This window comes from Acinetobacter sp., assembly GCF_050285345.1.
Taxonomy (GTDB): Bacteria; Pseudomonadota; Gammaproteobacteria; order Pseudomonadales; family Moraxellaceae; genus Acinetobacter.
This window is the reverse complement of the sequence record NZ_JBLZXR010000027.1, coordinates 15778-35615: the sequence shown is the minus strand read 5'-3', so window position 1 is coordinate 35615 and position 19838 is coordinate 15778. Positions and strand designations below refer to the sequence as shown.

Genomic DNA, 19838 nt, shown 5'->3' with positions numbered 1-19838 from the left:
ATGGTAGCCCTGCCGGTTACTTCGCAATTGTACTCTACGAACCCCGCCAGGACCGGAAGGTAGCAACGGTAGTAGAACTATGATGTGCCGAAGGCTTGCTGGTAGGGTTGCCACCAGTTTCTTATAATAATATTGATTTTCCTCTTATTTAAAATCTCAGTAATTTTTTTTGATCTCAATTAAATTTTATACGCTGATTTTATCCAATCATTTAATTTATTCATCATCAAAATCTTTACGTGTAATCACTTTAAAAATCGTATCCAAATCAAAACCACGATATTGTAAAAAACGGATTTGTTTGGCTTTTAATTTTGGATCACGTTCAACGGTTTTACCGAATTTTTTCACTTTTAGGCTGTAAGCTTCAGCGACCCAGTCGGTTTCTTTGAGCTCGTCTTGGATTAGTTCACTATTAATTTTCTTATTTTTTAAGGCGAGTTTAATACGATTTGGACCTTTACCTTTGCGTTTCTGACTCGAAAGCATCATTTCTGCGACGCGTTGATCACTTTGATAATTTTCTCGAGCAAGCTCTTCAACAAGGGCGATGACTTCATCGCGATGTTCAGCGTAAAGCGCTAATTTTTCGATTAGATCTGCTTTTGAGTATTCTTTACGGGTCAGTACGGCAAAGGCGTCCGAGCGTAGACGTGTGCCTGTGAGCCCCGGTTTTTTCTCGATATTGATGTCTTTGCCATTGGCATCAAAATGCAAGGCCTGCGCATTGCTACTTTGTGTATAGGCAGGTGTATTTGTAGCTTGATCTTCAGTTTCAGCAAACTGTTGTTTGAGTGCTTCATAGTCAAGCAGGAGTGGGAAGTGGTCTTTAGTCATAACGCTATTTTAATACCAATCTAGAGTGCAAAACAAAACGCCCCGTAGGGCGTTTATTAACTTTTTATGGAAAGCTGATTAAGCATCTAAAAAGTCAGGTTCTTCTTCATTTTTTTCATCGGCAGGTAGTGTTACTGGTGTAAGTAACTTTTCGCGAATTAAGCGATCAAGTTCCTGCGCAATTTCAGGGTTTTCTTCTAAATGACGAATCACGTTATTTTTACCTTGGCCAATTTTATTGCCTTGATAAGAATACCAAGCACCGGCTTTTTGTACCAATTCTTGTGCTACAGCTAAATCGATTAATTCTCCGAGTTGGTTCACGCCTTTACCGTACAAAATTTGGAACAGCGCTTCTTTGAAAGGAGGCGCCATTTTGTTCTTCACCACTTTTACGCGGGTTTCTGAACCAATAATTTCATCGCCTTCTTTGACTTGACCAATTCGGCGGATGTCTAAACGTACAGATGCATAGAATTTAAGTGCGTTACCACCAGTAGTGGTTTCTGGGCTACCAAACATTACACCAATTTTCATACGAATCTGGTTAATGAAGATCACCATACAGTTAGAGCGTTTTGCGTTACCGGTCATTTTACGCAGTGCTTGGCTCATCAAACGTGCTTGTAAGCCCATATGAGAGTCGCCCATCTCGCCTTCAATTTCGGCGCGAGGGGTAAGTGCAGCCACAGAGTCGACTACGATTAGGTCGATTGCACCAGAACGTACTAACATGTCAGCAATTTCAAGTGCTTGTTCACCATGATCGGGTTGTGAAACAAGTAGATTATCGATATCTACACCCAATTTACGTGCGTATTGAGGATCTAAAGCATGCTCGGCATCGATAAAGGCACAGGTACCACCTGCTTTTTGACATTGTGCAATTGCTTGCAAAGTCATCGTGGTCTTACCTGAAGATTCAGGACCATAAATCTCGACGATACGTCCTTTTGGTAAGCCGCCAATACCCAATGCGATATCTAGTGTGAGTGAACCCGTAGACACTGCTTCAACAGCTTGTACGGTGTTATCACCAAGACGCATAACGGTGTTTTTACCAAATTGTTTTTCAATTTGGCTTAAGGCCGCATTTAACGCCTTGCTTTTATTATCATCCATCTTACAACCTCAATACGATGTCACGAAACAATATACTCAAGTGGATGTATTCAGTTTAAATCTGTTCCACGAGGGTATAGTGACAGAATTCATCCTTTTGTTCTATGAAAATCACAACCCATGCGACAGGTTGTGACGCTTTAACTTAATCATCATTATAAGACCATTGCTGGTCAAACTGTTGATCATTTTCTCTTTTAAACTTACCAATATCTCGACGATCTTTTTTACTTGGTCGATGATCTGGTCGAGCTAGATTATGCAACTTTCTTTGGGATGCGAGCAATTCCCGTTTTGCAATACTGACTTCCGTTTCGTCGTAAAGTTGCTGTGCGACGGGGGCAGGACCACGTACATCTGAAAGTGCTTTGACTACTACGGTTTTTTTCTCAATACCTTGTGCAATGGTCAGTTCCATCCCGACACGAACTTCTCGAGATACTTTGACACGTTCGCCATTGTGATGGACTTTACCTCCCTCAATGGCATTTTTGGCGATAGAGCGGGTTTTAAAAAAACGTGCAGCCCAAAGCCATTTATCAATACGCATACCAACCGCATCTTCGGCTAGATTTGATTTACGCATATTTTTTCTGTTCCTCACTCATCGCTAAATCATTACGTTCTAAAATAGGGATTAAGTCTATTAATGAGGATAACATTGGAAAATTACAAGTTTCACGTGGTGCTTTACCGGATGATGGTTGTTGGATGGAATACAGTTGTTCAATACCAAATTGTTGAGCGCCATTTAGGACTTTTTCAGTGTCATCGATGAAGTAACAATGAGCAGGATCGAAAGCATATTCTTGCTGTAAAGCTTGCCAGAACTCAATAAATTCTTTGGCATGTCCAAGCGTTTCAGAACTAACGATTACGTCAAAATAGTCGCGTAGACCGGTTTCTTCGAGTTTGAACTGTAGGCCTGCATAATCTGCATTGGTTGCCAGCCAGATTGGATAACCATTGTCTTTTAAATAGCTGAGTAGCTCGATACAGCCTTCGCGTTTAGCAACTTTATGTTTATGTTCAACTTGCAGAGCTAGTACATCAACGCCAACTTGTGAGGTCCAAAAGCGAGTTGAGTACCATTTTAAGGTATGATTATGTTGTTGGTAAAAATGAAATAGTGTTTGCGTGCTTTGTTCAAGCGTGCAGTTATGCTGCTCAGCATAACGGATAGGTAGTAATTCATTCCAGATGAAATCATCATAAGCAAGATCGAGTAAAGTACCGTCCATATCAAAAATGATCGTCGGCTTTTCTGAGTAATTTGGCATATAAAGGTATTCTATGTTTAAAACAACAACAGCACCGCAAGACCCAATGATTTTGCAGCTTTTGCCCATTGTGACACAGGCATGCGAAATTTTGCGAGAAGAATATCAACGTTATTGCTCAGGGGCAGATTTTGGTGTTGAGCATAAAAGTGATGACTCACCTGTGACTCAGGCAGATTATCGGGCGAATCATTATATTACACAGGTGCTTTCACAAGTATCAAACTTGCCTTTGCTTTCAGAAGAAGGGGTAAAGTCAGAACGAATGCAGTGGCAGAAATTTTGGTTGCTCGATCCTCTAGATGGCACCAAAGAGTTTCTACATAAACGCCCTGAATTTACCATCAACTTGAGTTTGGTCGATGGTTCAAAAACCACGTTTGCAATTTTGGCGATTCCGGGAGAATACAGTGCTTATATTTGCCCCTTAGAAGGGCAGCCTTTGAAATATGATATGCAAACTATGACTTGGTATGAATATGCTTCTGTAGATTCTGAAGTGCCTGTACAAGTAGGTTTGAGTCAAAGCGCACGTAATAAACCTGAATATGGAACGTATTTAGATGCTTTAGCAAATTTATGTGAATACAGCACCTATTATGCGGGGAGTGCCTATAAATTCTGCATGATGCTGGAAGATAAAGTCGATATTTATCCACGTTTTCATCCAACTTGTGAGTGGGATACCAGTGCAGGTCAATGTCTCATTGAGCGGATTGGTGGTGGTTTGGTGGATTTTAAAGGACGTCCATTTATTTATAATCAACGAGAAACTTTATTAAATGGTCGTTTTATTGCTTATAAAAATGCTGCAATGAAAAATTTAGCCTTAAAGGCGTTGAAACAGATGAATCACTGAACTTGAGCTGTGACTTGATCATGCTATAGTGGGTTGAAACCCAGATATTTTCTCTCGTAATTAAGAATTGTAGATTATGGCCTTAGATTTGCTCCCACCCAGTATGCTAAAGGCAATTGATTTATTGCCCGATGAGGATACGCCGGTAACTTTGTTTACCCGTCATTCCATACGCGAAGTTGTGCAAGGACAAGGCTTGGCAGGCTACGATTTACAGTTAACAGAGCAAGGTCGTGATTTGGCTCAAGCTTGGGGGGGATATTTGGTTGAAAATACAGATCGCGTCATTCAGCACTGTATTTCCAGTCCTATTCAGCGTTGTGTTGATACAGCCGCTTTGATGATACAAGGTGCAGATCATGTTACGATCGAGCCGAATACACACCATATTGAGATTGTCGAGCAAGGCTTATTGGTTGAGCCGGGAAGTTTTGTTTTAGACATTAAAAAAGCTGGGCCATTTTTTCAAAAACAAGGCGCTTTAGGCTTTATCAATAGTTTTGTCAATAATGCATTGCCGGGAATGAAACAGCCGATACATGGCGTGGTAGATGTGCTTGAACTGATTTATAACACGCATCCGACCAATGATTATGGCTTGAGTCTCGCTGTGAGCCACGACACGATTATTGCAGCAATTTTGGCGATTATTTCTGGTAAAAATATCGTGACACGTGAAGATTGGCCCAAAATGATGGAAGGGCTATTTGTGTGGTTTGAGGGAGATGTCTTTTTGGAATCAAAACTAAAATGGATTTGGCGTGGTGAGTTGAATGAGCTGAATATTCGAGATTTTCAGCAAGCTTATACGAACGAAATTTAATACATTCTAGACATATTTTATTTATTTAAGGACATTCTATTTATAGGATGTCTTTTTTTTGTGGATTGATAAAAAGAATAATTTAAATGTGAGCATTTCTGGTCAGAAAGTTCTATTTAATAAAATCATGATAAATATTTTTATAAATATGATTTAAACAGCAAAATAAATTTTAGGTACAAAAAAAGCCCTTAAGAAGGGCTTTTTTCATTGCAACAAATTAGTTAGCCAAAGCTTTAACTTGTGCGTTTAAACGGCTCTTATGACGAGCAGCTTTGTTTTTATGGATGATGCCTTTATCAGCCATACGGTCGATTACAGGTACAGCTTTTTTGTAAGCTTCTGAAGCGACAGCGTAATCACCAGCAGCAATAGCAGCTACTGTGCGTTTAAGATAAGTACGTACCATAGAACGTAAGCTTGCGTTGTGTTGACGTGCTTTAACGTTTTGACGAGCACGTTTTTTTGCTTGAGCAGAGTTTGCCACTCGTGCACTCCTTGAAATTGATTGGTCTGGGCGGGCTGAAATTCCATCTGAAAACCAACATCAGAAGAACTATCACCAGCCCGTAAACAAGTGCCATATTGTGATTAAAGTAAGTGCTTAAGTCAAGTCTTGACATGCTTTGACAACATTTTAGATGCAGAAAAATTTCAAAGAAAACGTTAGATTAGTCTAAAGTGATTGAGATTGTATGAAAAATGACTAAATGTATTGAAAATGCGATTGTTATTGGAGCGACTGGTTTAGTGGGGCGGGAACTGGTTCGTCAACTCAGTTTAAATCAGGAATGTAAGAATATTACGGCGGTGGTTAGACAGCGCGACTCCGAGCTGAATAATTTAGAAAAAGTACAACAATTGGTCACCAGTGATTTTTTAACACTCACTGTGGATGATGTAAAAGATTATAGTCATGTATTTAGTTGTTTAGGCTCTACAATCAAAAAAGCTGGCTCTAAAGAAAACTTTTACCATATTGATTTTACGATTAATGCGCATTTAGCGGTATTGGTCGAACATAGTGAAACGCACTTTTTGATCGTGAGTGCGTTAGGTGCACAGCCCAACTCGCTGTTTTTTTATAATCGAGTAAAAGGCGAATTAGAATATTATTTAAAAAGCTTAAAGCTAGGTAAAGCCTCTATTTTAAGACCTTCATTATTATTAGGTGATCGGGCGGAATCACGTCCTGTCGAAGAAGCGACACAAAAACTCTATAAACGTGTTTCGCATTTCGTGCCCGATAGTTTTAAGTTTAAGCCAGTGACAGCCGAACAAGTGGCTCATACTATGGTCGAGGCAGCGCAAACTCAAACTGAAAAATTTGAGATTTATGATAATTTACGCATACTAAAAACTAAATGAGGGCTCAACCGTGTCTACAGTTCCATTCGTCACTTGTGATTTACTTGATGATCATCCAGACAAAGACTTCCAAGTGGTGACTCCATCACTCGACGGTAAATTCTTTCAAAGCTATGGAGCACGCAAAAGTTTCGGTGGTCAGGTCGTGACTGTGAAGTGTTTTGAAGATAATTCTCGTGTCAAAGAATTATTGGCAACTGATGGAACAGGTAAAGTACTGGTTGTTGATGGTGGTGCGTCGATGCGCTGCGCTTTAATGGGCGATATGATTGCAGAATCTGCAGTTAAGCATCATTGGAATGGTGTAGTTATTTATGGTTGTGTACGTGATGTAGATGCAATTGCTGAACTGGATTTAGGTGTGCATGCACTTGCCGCGATTCCGCAAAAGAGCAATCGTAAAGGTGTGGGCGAAACGGACATTCAATTAAGTTTTGGTGGTGTAACGATTCAATCAGGTGACTATATTTACGCAGACAATAATGGCATTGTTGTAGCGAAAGAGTCGCTGGTCGCTCTGTAAAATACAACAATACTCAATCATTTATTTAATTTACATCAGCTTAGTTTGCTGGGCTGATGTACTCAAAAAAATCAACTAGAATAAAAAAGGACATCCTATGTTATTACATCAAATAAAAGTTGCTCAGGCACTGCTGTCAGGCGTTGCAGAAGGTGGGCGCGGGACCAATGGCACTGCATTTCCATTTCAGCCTGAGAAAGCTTTAAAACTGTATGAATTTGAAGGTTCACCGTATTGCCGTCGTGTACGCGAAGTGCTGACGACGCTGAATTTGGATTATGAGGTGTATCCCTGTCCAAAGGGTGCAAAAAAATATCGTCTAGATGTGCAAAAAATAGGTGGAAAACAACAATTTCCATTTTTAGTGGATGACAATACTGGGGATCGACTTTATGAGTCGCAGCAAATTATTCATCACCTTTTTAAGCATTATGGTAAAACAGGAAAGACACCGAAAAAATATTCAAGCTATCCGAAAATTCCCTACATGGCTTATGTCGGAACACTGATTAATGGTGCACAAGGTGTTTGGGTTGATCGAAAAGTGATTCATCGCGATACCCCACAGCAATTACTGGAATTATGGGGATTTGAAGCCAGTCCTTATACCCGTATTGTCCGTAGTGCATTGTCGGAAATGGAATTGGCTTATAAATTTCATAATGTCGCTAAAGAGCGATGGCAAGATCAGGGCTTGGCTGCACTGCGTTTAAAACCTGGAAAATATGTTCCATTAAAAGGTGGCAAGCGTGAAAAGGTGTTGGAAATTATGGGGGATAATATTCAAGTTCCTTATCTAAAAGATCCAAATACGGGTGTTGTGTTATTTGAGTCAGAAAAAATTGTGCAGTATCTTAAGCAGCAATATGTGCGTAAATCTTAGGTATATGACTTAAAAAGAAAAAATAAGTACTTTTACTGTGTTGGTGAAAGTACTTCACTTTAGCGTGAAATAGCAAAATTTTAAAAGATTGAATAAAATCAAAAAGTCTATTAAATTTAAAATAAGTCTTTAAAAATAAGAAATTTACTTAATTATAGGGATACTCTGTAACAATAAACCTCGGTAATGTAGAAGACATTTCACTTTTAAAGGAATAAGCCATGACACAAGAAGTAATATTGCCTGTTCCTGTACTTGTTGTTGAAGATGAAGGGATCATTCAGCAACGTCTACTTAAAATTCTAACTGAACTTGGATATAAGCCTGATGAATTAATTTTCACCAATAATGTATGTGAATCCATTCAGGTTGTGGATACCCAACCGATATCTTTGGCTTTGGTCGACTTAGGTTTACCTGATGGTAGTGGGATTCAAGTTATTGAGAAAATTCGCTCACTCGAAAGTAATACCATGATTTTAGTGGTCTCAGCATGGAGTACGCAGGAGAGCTTATTTTCAGCCATTAAGGCAGGTGCTACAGGCTATGTGCTAAAAGAACGTGATGATGCCGAAGTCCTATTGTCCATTCGTAGTATTTTGCGTGGGGGAGCACCGATTGATCCGTTTATTGCTCGTGAAATTTTAAAGCAAATTTCTGAAGCCGAAGAACCAGCACAGGAGCAAACGGCTGCTGAGGGGCCAGAACAAAGCATACTCACAAGTCGTGAAAGAGAAATTCTGGATTTGGTTGCGCAAGGTTTAAGTAATCGAGAGATTGCTGAACAGCTCTTTGTATCGCGCTATACTGTGGAAAGTCATATTAAACATATTTACCGAAAACTCGCCGTTACTAAACGTACAAAAGCAGTGAGCACGGCAAGATCAATGGGAATCTTATAATGCAGAAATGGGGATACTTTTTATTATTTATCCTCAGTCTTGTGTGGGGAAGCATAACCAATGCTACCCAAACTTTTCCCATCAATGATCAATGTCATGTGACTTTGAATCAGATTTATAAAGTAAAAACGCCTTCGAGTCGTGAACTTCCTCAAAGTGGGTGGACTGCAACTAAAATACCTGATCGTTGGAAAGATGACTCCAATTGGCAAGGATATCAAGGTGGAGCTTGGTATAAATTAGATTGGTCCTGGCATTGTAAAGATCATGCACGTCTTGCCGAACCGATCGCGTTTTATGTTGATCATATTGTGAATGCCGGCTCAGTCTTTCTGAATGGTGATTTATTGTGGACCAATAAGAATCTTGAAGAGCCTTTATCCAAAAATTGGAATGTTGCACGTTACTGGATTTTACCAATTAGCGGTATTAAACAAGACCATAATGAAATATTGATTTATGTCACAGGCTATAGCAGCCTGAATGCGGGTATAGGGCCAATCAATTTTAATAATGTGATGGTTATTATCGAACAAACTGAACAAGTCACTTGGGCTAGAAGGAACGTTTTTCAGCTCAACCTGCTTCTTTCTGGCACATTGGGCATAATTTGCTTTGTTATTTGGATGATGCGACGAAGCGACACCAGTTTTGGGTGGTTTGCACTTTCTACTGTATTGTGGATTTTATTCTTAAGCAATGTGCTTACCACAGAGACATTTCCATTTCCAAATTCAATTTTTGCAGCCAAAGCCAACTTAATTTTTGCAATGCTATATTTTCAGTGCTTCTGTATTTATATATTGCGTTTTATTGGCAAGAAATTTCCACGTATTGAATTGGCTTATTCTGCTTTGACAGCAACGTTAATCGGCATTGTGTGTATTTTGCCCTTTGAGAAAAATGCCGATGCATCCTCGCTGATTTTTTTATTGTACTGTTTTATCTTTTTTTGTACGTATCTTTATCTGTGTTATGTCAGTTATATCGAAGCTCGCAAAGAATATATTTTACTCAGTCTCTGTATGTCAGGGATTATTATTTTTGTTTTAGTTGATCTCGTAGTGTTGAGCTTTTTTCCTACATCAGGCATTAATCCCGTGTCACCCTATACTTCACCAATTATTACCTTGTTTATTGTGGTGATCTTGGGAGCACGACTGAATCGAAATATTCAGAGGGTTGAAAAATTTAATGATGAACTGGCATATGAAGTGCAAAAAGTTAGTAATGAACTGAGCAGTAGTATGAATGATAAGCATCAGCTGGAATTAAGTAATGTTCGTCTACAAGAGCGCATTAAATTATCACATGACTTACACGATGGTTTAGGTGCCTCTATTGTGCGTTCGATGATTTTAGTGGATCAGAGTGAAAAAACTATTCCGAATACTCAGTTTTTATCGATGTTGAAGTTGCTTCGTGATGATTTAAGACAAATTATTGATAGCGGTTCGTCCTTAGATAGTAAAGTCCCAGATTCTCCTTTACTGTGGATTGCACCTGTTCGGCATCGTTTCAGTCAGTTAATGGATGACGTTGAAATGAATGCAAAATGGGTTTTTCCGTCAGAATGGAGAGTGAAACCGACCGCCTTGCAATGTTTAACCTTAATACGCGTGATCGAAGAGAGCTTAACCAATATTGTTAAACATAGTCAGGCCAGCCAAGTAAAAGTATCGATGTGTCATTTTGAAAATGATTTATTTGTTCTAACGATCGAAGATAATGGCGTAGGATTTGATGCGGATAGTGTATCTTTAAATGGGATGAGCATTGGGATGCGCAGTATGAAAATGCGGATTGAGCGTATTGGTGGGAAGCTTACGATTCATTCACGACCGGGTTCGACAGTTATTCAGGTTGAGCTTCATTTAAAAGCAGCGTAATCAAAAAATTAAATTGCGTAATGTCGATCAATTTAAAAGATCAATTAAATCGAATTTCAAATGTTAAGTAAAAAAAGAAATGAGGCCTTAGCCTCATTTCTCTATGTATATTGCCCTAAATTTATTCAGATTCGGTCGGCACTAACATGAGCACCGACTCATTTAAGAGCATGGCGATATCTTCGAGGATATCAGCATCATATAAATTTTCATCTAACGCTAAAGCTTGGCCATCAGCAATCGTTTTTAAATGCGTTGCAAACTCATCAGAGATACATAGACCTTCACCATTTGCCCAGAATAAGATCTCATCGTCTTGCTCTGTATACAGTAGGCGAGAAGCGGGTTCTAAAATAAGCTGATAGCCTTGATCGAGTGCCTCCTCTAAATCTCCAGTGCCAACTTCTTCAGCTTCAGGAATATTGTCTGGATATTTAGGTTCAGACATCAGGCTCATAATTGCATCTTCAATCATATTTGAATTTTGCAATTGCTCAAATAATTTTTCTTTGAGGTAGTCAATTTCATTTTCTGTGATCTGACCAATCGGACTGACTTGATCGCGAATGATATCGGTCAGTGGATTTTTGAGTAATGCGTTGTCGGTAAATTTGTCTGCGACCCGATCCATCATTTCCGTCACATTTGGCATGCGGAAGCCAAAGGAGAAGGTGAGACACTCATCTTCAGCAACGCCATAATGTGATAGGCCTGGTGGTACATATAATAGGTCGCCTGGCGCCAGAACTTCGTCAAAATGAATGTCCATTTCAGGCAGTAAGCGTAGAGGTTGTCCTTCTACAAACTCTGTTTCTGCATCACACATTTGGCCCAACTGCCAACGGCGATGGCCATAACCTTGCACGAGGAATACGTCATAAAAGTCAAAATGTTTGCCTACAGACCCACCTTTAGGGGCATATGACACCATAATGTCGTCGCGGCGCCATTGTGGAATAAACGAAAACTTTTTCCACAGTTCAGATAAATCAAAAGAATAGTGATCGACCGCTTGAACCAATAGCGTCCAAAGCTTGGGCATTTTCTGAAAATCTGCTTTTAGTAATGGAGAAGACTTCACCGACCATTGGTTGGGATCGCGGTCTTTTTGCTTAATGAGGCGGGCAGTGACATGTTCTTCCAACGCCAATTCCATCACATCAGTCGGTTCTAAAATACCTGCAATTTCAGGTAACGCATTGCGCACAAGGAGAGGCTTTTTTTGCCAATATTCGGCAAGGAATTGTTCAGCGGTGATTCCGCCTAATACATCAAGAGATTGAGTCATAGCTAAAAATATAAAATTTCAATGGAGCTATTGTCCCTTGAGATTCCTATTTTTGGCAAGACTCAATTCAGTTTAATCATTAATGAACGGCAAATTTAAAAATTAGTTTAACGGATGATTCTTTAAATACTGCATAACGAGATTTTCAACTTCTTTCTCATAGGTATTTACGGCAGCCGTTGTTTCTGAGAATTTCATAAATTCTTCAAAATGTAGACCCGTATCAACCTTGGTATTTTCACCTTCAGCCATTATTTTAAAATGATTTGGCATGACTTTTAGCATCATATCCAAGTTTTCAGCTTGCAGTTTTAATAGCTTTTTAATTTCGGCAGTTTGCGGTTGAATGCGTTCTAATTGGCGATGTGCATCATTGACTAATTTCTTTAGCTGGCTTTCTGTATTGATGGTACTGCCAGTTTTATTTTTCTTACCTAACTGTTGAACAATATTGGCTTGCATTGCAGAACCTTCCTGTTCAAGTTCAGCGTAAATGAATTTGTACTTCACCCATTCGTTGACCAAATTTTTATTGTATTGCTGTGTCGTGACTGTGGTTTGATTCACCGTAGTTGCGTGACTTTGAGCTACGCCACAAATTAAAGTTAGGGTAATAAGGCTAGAAGTTAAAAGATTCTTGGTCATCATGAGTGAGTTCTTGGTTATAAAAATTGAAAATAAAATTTCATCATTAACTCATGGAGCTAATGATGAATGAAAAAATATGAATCGAATTAGAATAAAAATTTAAGGCAGCAATATTTTCAGTTCACGTAAAATATTACAGAGCTTAATCATGGGCATACCCATCAACGTGGTTTGGTCTTGTCCATTCATTTCTTCAAACAGGCTAATGCCTAAACTTTCACACTTAAAACTACCTGCGCAGTGTAAAGGCTGTTCTACCTCGACATAGCGTTCAATTTCAGGAAGGCTCAGCTTGCGGAATTTGACTTTGTAGTGCTCAACCAAGGTTTGTTCAAAACCCGTGGATTGTTGCTGAACGCTGAGAGCCGTACTGAAATACACGATTTTGTCCGAATTGGCTTGCAGTTGTTTGACTGCTTTTTCATTGCAGAGTGGCTTACCGATAAAAATATCGGGAGCACCTTCACGCCATGCGACTTGGTCTGAACCAATTACAATCGCGTCAGGATTTTGTGTGGCAATAAAACGAGCCTTTTCAAAAGCCAGTCGTTTTGCAAGCTCGTCAGCGTGGTTTTCACCGCGAGGGCTTTCATCTATATCGGGTACGACTGAGTGATAATCAATCCGTAAACGATCCATAAGGTCTTTACGGGTTTGGCTGCTTGAAGCCAAGATGATTTTGGGAGTACTCATTACACTGCATATTCCATAAGTACATCAAGCGGGACATAGGACAGTACCGCTTGGTGACACGCTTGTATTTTAATAGGTGGGGCAAATCCTTCTTGATACGCTTCCACCCAGCGGGTCACACAGATACACCAAAAGTCGCCAGGTTGTAGGCCTGGAAAACCAACTTCGGGTAAGGGTGTGATTAAGTCATTACCAGTTTTTTGCGAAAAGCTTAAAAATTCAGATGTCATCTGCGCACACACGGTGTGTTGACCGAAGTCAGTCGTTGCGGTGTGGCAAAAACCATTTCTAAAATATCCAGTAATCGGATCAAAGCAACAGCTGGCAAGTGGCTCGCCTAAAACATTTAAACGATTGATATTCGGATCTGGATGAATAGACATAAGCGCTGAATCTTTATAAGACTTTTGCCTATCATAACAAAACTTTGCTGCTGCATCGCTTTTCTGCAAAAGAAGCTAACGTTTTTCTGCATAATCATTTAAAATCGTGGCGTTTTGAAATCAATAAAGAGAGCGATACATGAACTTTCAGCGTATGACTGACCTAGATTTGGCGGGTAAACGTGTTCTGATCCGTGAAGATCTTAACGTACCAGTTAAAAATGGCGTGATTACAAGCGATGCACGTTTACGTGCTGCATTGCCAACAATTAAAGCAGCTGTAGCAAAAGGCGCTGCTGTAATGGTGTATTCACACTTAGGTCGTCCTGTTGAAGGAGAACCTAAAGCGGAACAATCTCTTGCACCTGTTGCAGCGTATTTAACAGAAGCTTTAGGTCAAGACGTTCAACTAATCACTGACTATCTTGATGGTGTTGAAGTGGCTGCGGGTCAAGTTGTATTACTTGAAAACTGCCGTTTTAACGTTGGTGAGAAAAAAAATAATCCAGAACTTGCAGCTAAATATGCAGCACTTTGTGATGTGTATGTGATGGATGCTTTTGGTACAGCACACCGTGCAGAAGCGTCAACGGAAGGTGTTGCACGTTGTGCGAAAGTTGCTGCTGCAGGCCCATTATTGGCTGCTGAGCTTGATGCGCTAGGTCGTGCACTTAAAACTCCTGCAAAACCGATGGTTGCGATTGTTGCGGGTTCTAAAGTTTCAACTAAATTAGATGTATTAACATCACTTTCTGACATCTGTGATCAATTGATCGTTGGTGGTGGTATTGCCAATACATTCTTAGCTGCTGCAGGCTACAATGTAGGTAAATCATTATGTGAAAATGATTTGATCGATACCGCAAAAGCGATTGCTGCAAAAGTATCTGTACCACTACCAACAGATGTAGTGGTTGCTGATGCTGCAGAAATTGATTTTGCTGACTTCCTTGGTTCATTAGCTGCGGCAAAAGCAACAGTGAAAAAAGTTGAAGATGTTGCGGACAACGATATGATTCTTGACGTTGGTCCAGAAACTGCAAAAGCATTTGCTGAAATTTTAAAGACATCAAAAACCATTCTTTGGAATGGCCCAGTAGGTGTATTTGAAGTGGATCAATTCGGTGAAGGAACAAAAACGCTATCTTTAGCGATTGCCGAATCAAACGGTTTCTCAATTGCGGGTGGTGGCGATACCTTGGCTGCGATCGACAAATACGAAGTAGCCGACAAAATTGGTTATATCTCTACAGGCGGTGGTGCATTCCTTGAATTTGTTGAAGGTAAAACACTTCCAGCTGTAGCAGCTTTACTTGATCGTGCTTAATTTTACACAGTCAATAAGTTAAAGCTTAAGGCGTAAAAGGTTGACTTCGGTCAACCTTTTTTTATGGAGATTCATCTTGCCGTCATCAAAGTGCAATATTTCTGCAATAAAATTCATCGCAATCCTTAATTCGCTGTAGTAGGAAACAACGATGAACTTAAAACTTGCACTTGCTGTACTCTTAATTGCTCCTTTAACTTTAACGGCTTGTGCTAAAAAAGAACAAGCACCTGCTGCAAATGAAGCATCTGCAGTGGCAGTTGAAGAGACTCAAACAACGCCAGAACAACAAAAAGCGATTGATGCATTAGACAAGCCAGTTCTTGATGAAAAAAATCAAGATGTACCAGCAGAACTTGCAAATGCGCCAGCAGATGAAGCGACAGCGCATGCAGAAACTGAAGCTTCGGCAGCAACAAAACACTAAGATTGTTGTCTTTATTTGAAAAGTCCCTGCAAATGCAGGGATTTTTTTTAAATAGTGTTATTTGTTGCTGAATTGAAATGCTTGAACATGTAGAATATGCGGCATTAACTGGGAGGATATTATGGCTCTTATTTCATTGCGCCAGCTCTTGGATCACGCCGGCGAACATGCTTACGGCGTACCAGCATTCAACGTAAACAACTTAGAACAAATGCGTGCAATTATGCTTGCAGCAGATGCAACGAATTCACCTGTCATCGTACAAGCATCCGCAGGTGCGCGTAAGTATGCAGGCGCTCCGTTCTTGCGTCATTTGATTTTGGCAGCAATTGAAGAATGGCCACACATTCCAGTGGTTATGCATCAAGACCACGGTACTAGCCCTGACGTATGTCAACGTTCTATTCAACTCGGCTTTTCATCTGTCATGATGGATGGTTCTTTGGGTGAAGATGGTAAAACCCCAACTTCATACGAATACAATGTAGACGTAACACGTCGTACTGTTCAAATGGCACATGCGTGTGGCGTTTCAGTAGAAGGTGAGATTGGTTGCTTAGGTAGCCTTGAAACAGGTTTGGCGGGTGAAGAAGATGGTGTAGGCGCTGAAGGCGTTCTTGACCATTCACAGCTTTTAACTTCTGTTGAAGAAGCACGCTCATTCGTTGCAGATACCAATGTAGATGCGCTTGCAATTGCAGTAGGTACTTCACACGGTGCGTACAAATTCACACGTCCACCTACAGGTGACATCCTAGCGATTGACCGTATTAAAGAAATTCATGCGGCGTTACCAAATACGCATCTTGTAATGCACGGTTCTAGCTCAGTGCCACAAGAATGGTTGGCGATAATCAATGAGTTTGGCGGTAACATTGGCGAAACTTACGGTGTTCCTGTAGAACAGCTTGTAGACGCAATCAAACACGGTGTTCGTAAAATTAACATCGATACAGATTTACGTCTTGCTTCTACTGGTGCAATGCGTCGTATGATGGCTGAAAAACCAAGTGAATTTGACCCACGTAAATTCTTCTCTGCAACAGTCGATGCAATGAAACAAATTTGTATCGACCGTTACGAAGCATTTGGTACAGCAGGTAATGCAGACAAAATTCGCCCGATCTCTTTAGAGAAAATGGTGAGTCACTATAAATAATTGATCTGAAGATCGATTATTGAGTCAGAAAAGCCCACAATTCAGTGGGCTTTTCTATGTGTAAAGTCAAAGTCGTTCATTGATATTTAATAATAAGAGCATGACATGGAATTAATTTTTGCTGCAGCCATCTGTAGTGTCTTGGTGTCGGTGATACTCAAGTTGTGTAAGGATAAAGCTTATAATCCTGCACAGATGATCACATGGAATTATGCCTCCGCGAGTATTCTTTGTTTTTTGTGGTTTAAGCCTGACTTAACTCATGTGTCTGTGTCCCAAACACCGTGGATGTTAATTTTAGCTTTAGGGGTCTTACTGCCTACGATTTTTTATTGTCTTGCCAAATCATTACAGACAGCTGGGATTTTAAAAACTGAATTGGCACAGCGTCTGTCTGTCGTATTGTCCTTAATGGCAGCATATTTCGTATTTAATGAACAATTTAATGCCATTAAGCTGATCGGCATTGCATTCGGCGTCGTTGCGGTATTACTGATTGTTTTTTCACAACGCGCGACTCAAAGCCAATCCGCGCAGCAAGGTATTTTATTTCTGTTAAGTGTATGGGCAGGTTATGCACTGATCGATGTGTTACTTAAATTTGCCTCAGGTCTAGGCATGCAGTTTGCGGTCACCTTAAATTTGGTCTTTATCTGTGCATTCGTGTTATCTGCAATTTTTCATCTTATTCAATATAACAGTCTGGGGCAGACGAAAAATATCTTGGCCGGCTTAGGGTTAGGAGTACTCAATTTCGCCAATATTGCTTTATATGTCAAAGCCCATATGCTGCTGAAAGATACGCCAGCGGTAGTGTTTGCTGGGATGAATATTTTGGTGGTGGTGTTTGGTGTGGTGGCAGGCCTGGTAATTTTTAAAGAAAAACTCAAGGCTACAACCTTATTTGGTTTGATCGCTGGGATTGTGAGTGTTGTTTGTTTAGCTTATGCCATGTCTGTTTAAGATGGCTTGTAGTACATTCCATCTTAAATTGATATTCTGACTTTGAGCTTTTTAAAGTCGAAAATATCCGACCAAATTTTGCAACATCATTTTCAACTTTGTTGCTAAATCGATTTGAAAATAAAAAATCTCCAAGATTGAACTGAACCCCAAATCTTGGACAGTTTATTTATCGAGTTAGTTGCTGAAAGCGTTGTAAAGTTTGTTCTAGATAACATTTACCTACAACAACAGGGTGTTTCAATACATCAGAAGCTTCAATTGTTCCTTGTAGCTGTCCCGGTTGATTGCAGTTTGGGCAGTTTGGATAACTATGAATCATATCGCTAAAATATCTTTGCATATAAACTGTTTTGCAAGCATTGCAACGAAATTTCATGGGTAATTTTATAGCTGTCGGCATGAGGGGAACAATCTAAGTTTATTTTGTGCAAAATATACTCGATAATTGTTTAAATAATAAGTCCTAAAATGACAAAAAAGGGATTTTTAAACCCCTTTCGTCGATTTTATAAAATGTTTATAGATGTGTAAAAATTTCTTCAGCCTTTAAGCGTGATTTCGGCAATTTGGCATTAAAGTCGTTTTCACTGCGATAACCCAATGTCATAATGACTGATGGAATTAAACCGTGTTCTGCTAGTTCGAGTTCTTCGCTAATGATATCTTCATCAAATCCTCCAATTGGGGTGGCGTCAATATCTTCAATACCGGCGGCTAAAAGCATTTGACCTAGCGCAATAAAAGTTTGGTTTTCAGCCCAGCGCTGAATATCACCTTTTTCATTGCGGTAATAATCAACATAACCTGTACGGCTATCTTTTTGGCCTTGTTTGGCTTTTTCATCTTTAAAACGACCACTGATATCATCTTGAGTGAGTAGGTTTTCTAAATGTTGTTCTGTAATGTCGGCTTTGGTGCAAAACAAAATCGTATGTGAAGAATCCAATACTTTGGGGGCATTGTAGGCATATTTTCCGACAAGTGCTTTGGCAATACGTTGTTTCGCCGCATCATTGTCCGCAATGAAGTAATGCCAAGGTTGGATGTTAATCGAAGATGGTGCTAAACGCAGAATTTGTAATAAACGCTCAAACTGTTCTTGTGGAATTTTCTTAGCAGGATCATAAGCCTTAGTGGTATAGCGTTGTTTTGATACGTTTAACAGATCCATCGAAAATCTCCTGAAAAAGTTTATTTAAGTTTAACGGATTCGTACAAAGTTAGTCTAAGCGGATTCTATCCGATCTATATATTTTAGTCGTATATGTAGCAGAAAAACCTCATCAATCATTTGAAATATACGAAAAATATCATTGAATTAGAGTTATATGAAATGAAGAAATAGCAAAATACTATTGGCACTTTTTGCCAAAAAGCGTTTAATTGATAGGGGTTAATCAGAGTTTGGGCATAAGTAGGCAGCGATGAATTACACAAATCACTTTAAACAAAAGCTAAAAACCGAACAGCAAATTGGTTTGTGGGTTGGGCTTGCAGATGCTTATGGAACAGAAATCGCAGCCAATGCCGGTTATGATTGGTTATTAATTGATGGTGAGCATGCTCCGAGCGACTTGCGAACCACCTTGGCACAATTGCAAAGTATTGCCGCGTATCCATCTCAAGCGGTTGTACGACCACCAATTGGCAGTGTGCAATTGATTAAACAATTGCTCGATATTGGTGCGCAAACTTTATTGATTCCGATGGTCGAAACGGTAGAGCAAGCACAGTTGATGGTGAAAGCTGTACGCTATCCGCCTGAAGGCATTCGTGGTGTCGGCGCTGCACTTGCACGTGCAACGCGTTGGAATAGTATTCCAGATTATTATGCAACGGCACATGAAAATATTTGTTTATTGATTCAAATTGAGTCGGTTGAAGGCATTAAAAATCTGGATGATATTTTAAAAGTTGAGGGGATTGATGGCATCTTTATTGGTGCGGTTGATTTGTCGGCAACCATGGGCTATCAAGGCAATCCAAACCATCCAGAAGTACAAAAAACGGTAGTGGATGCAATTCAGCGTATTCGTGCTGCAGGTAAAGCAGCAGGGATTTTATCGACGCAGCATGAAGCGACACAAATGTATTTAGATTTAGGCACAGAATTTGTGGCTGTGGGTGTCGATACCAGTGTATTGATGAATTCACTGCGTGAACTGTTATCAAAATATAAACCTGATGCGATGGTCACGAAGTCGGAAGGTGGTTATTAATCCTTCAGTGCAATAAAACGAGCAGCATTATGCTGCTTTTTTTATGATTGGAAAAAATGATTCATTTAACAATCGATTCAATCAGTTTTAAAAATATAATAAAAAAAGTACGCATGAAATGTTGCAGGATTTATTTGCTATATGGCGGAAAATACTGTATAAAACGGCCTCTTCAGAGTAAGTATTGTGCTTACTAATTATTTTTAGCTGTTTGTGATTTATTTTTTCAGTAATTTTCTATC

At 39.7% G+C, this 19838-nt stretch carries 23 protein-coding genes and 1 other RNA gene; 13 read left to right on the top strand and 11 right to left on the bottom strand.

From position 1 onward, the window contains the following. The first annotated feature begins 10 nt into the window (after window positions 1–10). An RNA gene (gene ffs / locus ACN6OV_RS02580) (signal recognition particle sRNA small type) lies at window positions 11–107 on the top strand. A gap of 109 nt (window positions 108–216) precedes the next feature. Here ffs and ACN6OV_RS02575 read toward each other — a convergent pair. From ACN6OV_RS02575 to ACN6OV_RS02560, 4 genes are all read right to left on the bottom strand, one after another. Further along, the gene (locus ACN6OV_RS02575; RefSeq protein ID WP_427949393.1) at window positions 217–837 is read right to left on the bottom strand and encodes a regulatory protein RecX; all 621 of its coding nucleotides are present in this window, start codon (window positions 835–837) and stop codon (window positions 217–219) included. A 78-nt stretch (window positions 838–915) separates the two neighbouring features. Further along, on the bottom strand, window positions 916–1959 hold the full coding sequence (gene recA / locus ACN6OV_RS02570) for a recombinase RecA (protein WP_427949391.1): 1044 nt from the start codon (window positions 1957–1959) through the stop codon (window positions 916–918). Window positions 1960–2104: 145 nt separating this feature from the next. After that, window positions 2105–2545 carry an RNA-binding S4 domain-containing protein gene (locus tag ACN6OV_RS02565; protein ID WP_427949390.1) on the bottom strand — a complete coding sequence of 147 codons (441 nt, stop codon included), beginning with the start codon at window positions 2543–2545 and terminating at the stop codon, window positions 2105–2107. Further along, window positions 2538–3239: an HAD-IA family hydrolase gene (locus ACN6OV_RS02560; RefSeq protein WP_427949389.1), complete on the bottom strand. Its 702-nt coding sequence runs from the start codon at window positions 3237–3239 to the stop codon at window positions 2538–2540. The genes ACN6OV_RS02565 and ACN6OV_RS02560 overlap by 8 nt, the downstream gene beginning before the upstream one ends. 13 nt (window positions 3240–3252) lie before the next feature. Between ACN6OV_RS02560 and ACN6OV_RS02555 the strand changes: the two genes are divergently transcribed. Beyond that, window positions 3253–4098 (top strand): 3'(2'),5'-bisphosphate nucleotidase CysQ family protein, encoded by an 846-nt coding sequence (locus ACN6OV_RS02555; protein WP_427949387.1) that lies wholly within the window; start codon window positions 3253–3255, stop codon window positions 4096–4098. A 76-nt stretch (window positions 4099–4174) separates the two neighbouring features. Next, complete coding sequence (locus ACN6OV_RS02550) at window positions 4175–4921, top strand: histidine phosphatase family protein (RefSeq protein WP_427949385.1); 747 nt, start codon at window positions 4175–4177, stop codon at window positions 4919–4921. A 220-nt stretch (window positions 4922–5141) separates the two neighbouring features. On the opposite strand, the gene rpsT is transcribed toward ACN6OV_RS02550, so the two are convergent. Continuing rightward, window positions 5142–5408, bottom strand: coding sequence for a 30S ribosomal protein S20 (gene rpsT, locus ACN6OV_RS02545; RefSeq protein ID WP_067762534.1), 267 nt, complete (start codon window positions 5406–5408; stop codon window positions 5142–5144). A gap of 215 nt (window positions 5409–5623) precedes the next feature. Here rpsT and ACN6OV_RS02540 point away from each other — a divergent pair, with 215 nt between their 5' ends. The 5 genes from ACN6OV_RS02540 to ACN6OV_RS02520 all read left to right on the top strand — a co-directional run bounded on the left by ACN6OV_RS02540 (window position 5624) and on the right by ACN6OV_RS02520 (window position 10486). After that, entirely contained in the window at window positions 5624–6289 is a 666-nt protein-coding gene (locus ACN6OV_RS02540) for an NAD(P)H-binding protein (RefSeq protein ID WP_427949383.1), read from the top strand. Window positions 6290–6299: 10 nt separating this feature from the next. Then, window positions 6300–6812, top strand: coding sequence for a ribonuclease E activity regulator RraA (gene rraA / locus ACN6OV_RS02535; RefSeq protein WP_427949381.1), 513 nt, complete (start codon window positions 6300–6302; stop codon window positions 6810–6812). A gap of 97 nt (window positions 6813–6909) precedes the next feature. Next, on the top strand, window positions 6910–7695 hold the full coding sequence (locus ACN6OV_RS02530) for a glutathione S-transferase N-terminal domain-containing protein (protein ID WP_427949379.1): 786 nt from the start codon (window positions 6910–6912) through the stop codon (window positions 7693–7695). Window positions 7696–7916: 221 nt separating this feature from the next. Then, window positions 7917–8597, top strand: coding sequence for a LuxR C-terminal-related transcriptional regulator (locus tag ACN6OV_RS02525; protein ID WP_427949377.1), 681 nt, complete (start codon window positions 7917–7919; stop codon window positions 8595–8597). Then, window positions 8597–10486, top strand: a complete 1890-nt coding sequence (locus ACN6OV_RS02520; RefSeq protein ID WP_427949375.1) for an ATP-binding protein — start codon at window positions 8597–8599, stop codon at window positions 10484–10486. The genes ACN6OV_RS02525 and ACN6OV_RS02520 overlap by 1 nt, the downstream gene beginning before the upstream one ends. A gap of 121 nt (window positions 10487–10607) precedes the next feature. Here ACN6OV_RS02520 and ACN6OV_RS02515 read toward each other — a convergent pair whose 3' ends face one another. From ACN6OV_RS02515 to ACN6OV_RS02500, 4 genes are all read right to left on the bottom strand, one after another. Continuing rightward, complete coding sequence (locus tag ACN6OV_RS02515) at window positions 10608–11774, bottom strand: JmjC domain-containing protein (RefSeq protein ID WP_427949373.1); 1167 nt, start codon at window positions 11772–11774, stop codon at window positions 10608–10610. A 102-nt stretch (window positions 11775–11876) separates the two neighbouring features. Continuing rightward, window positions 11877–12422 (bottom strand): hypothetical protein, encoded by a 546-nt coding sequence (locus tag ACN6OV_RS02510; protein ID WP_427949371.1) that lies wholly within the window; start codon window positions 12420–12422, stop codon window positions 11877–11879. Window positions 12423–12521: 99 nt separating this feature from the next. Beyond that, a complete protein-coding gene (locus ACN6OV_RS02505) occupies window positions 12522–13115 on the bottom strand; it encodes a Maf family protein (protein WP_427949369.1) in 594 nt (197 codons plus the stop codon). Beyond that, the gene (locus ACN6OV_RS02500) at window positions 13115–13498 is read right to left on the bottom strand and encodes a DUF2237 family protein (protein ID WP_427949368.1); all 384 of its coding nucleotides are present in this window, start codon (window positions 13496–13498) and stop codon (window positions 13115–13117) included. Before ACN6OV_RS02500 ends, ACN6OV_RS02505 begins: the two co-directional genes overlap by 1 nt. Before the next feature lie 139 nt (window positions 13499–13637). On the opposite strand from ACN6OV_RS02500, the gene ACN6OV_RS02495 reads away from it, so the two are divergent. The 4 genes from ACN6OV_RS02495 to ACN6OV_RS02480 all read left to right on the top strand — a co-directional run bounded on the left by ACN6OV_RS02495 (window position 13638) and on the right by ACN6OV_RS02480 (window position 17374). Beyond that, window positions 13638–14825 carry a phosphoglycerate kinase gene (locus tag ACN6OV_RS02495; protein ID WP_427949366.1) on the top strand — a complete coding sequence of 396 codons (1188 nt, stop codon included), beginning with the start codon at window positions 13638–13640 and terminating at the stop codon, window positions 14823–14825. Between the two features lie 151 nt (window positions 14826–14976). Next, window positions 14977–15252 (top strand): hypothetical protein, encoded by a 276-nt coding sequence (locus ACN6OV_RS02490; protein WP_427949364.1) that lies wholly within the window; start codon window positions 14977–14979, stop codon window positions 15250–15252. 121 nt (window positions 15253–15373) lie between these two features. Continuing rightward, on the top strand, window positions 15374–16411 hold the full coding sequence (fba, locus tag ACN6OV_RS02485; RefSeq protein ID WP_427949362.1) for a class II fructose-bisphosphate aldolase: 1038 nt from the start codon (window positions 15374–15376) through the stop codon (window positions 16409–16411). 105 nt (window positions 16412–16516) lie between these two features. Next, on the top strand, window positions 16517–17374 hold the full coding sequence (locus tag ACN6OV_RS02480; RefSeq protein WP_427949360.1) for an EamA family transporter: 858 nt from the start codon (window positions 16517–16519) through the stop codon (window positions 17372–17374). A 169-nt stretch (window positions 17375–17543) separates the two neighbouring features. Here the strand turns inward: ACN6OV_RS02480 and ACN6OV_RS02475 are convergent, their stop codons facing one another. Both ACN6OV_RS02475 and nfsB read right to left on the bottom strand, forming a co-directional pair. Then, window positions 17544–17717 (bottom strand): hypothetical protein, encoded by a 174-nt coding sequence (locus ACN6OV_RS02475; protein ID WP_427949358.1) that lies wholly within the window; start codon window positions 17715–17717, stop codon window positions 17544–17546. A gap of 177 nt (window positions 17718–17894) precedes the next feature. Beyond that, on the bottom strand, window positions 17895–18548 hold the full coding sequence (gene nfsB / locus ACN6OV_RS02470; protein WP_427949356.1) for an oxygen-insensitive NAD(P)H nitroreductase: 654 nt from the start codon (window positions 18546–18548) through the stop codon (window positions 17895–17897). Between the two features lie 253 nt (window positions 18549–18801). On the opposite strand from nfsB, the gene hpaI reads away from it, so the two are divergent. Next, entirely contained in the window at window positions 18802–19596 is a 795-nt protein-coding gene (gene hpaI / locus ACN6OV_RS02465) for a 4-hydroxy-2-oxoheptanedioate aldolase (protein ID WP_427949355.1), read from the top strand. The last annotated feature ends 242 nt before the right edge of the window (window positions 19597–19838 follow it).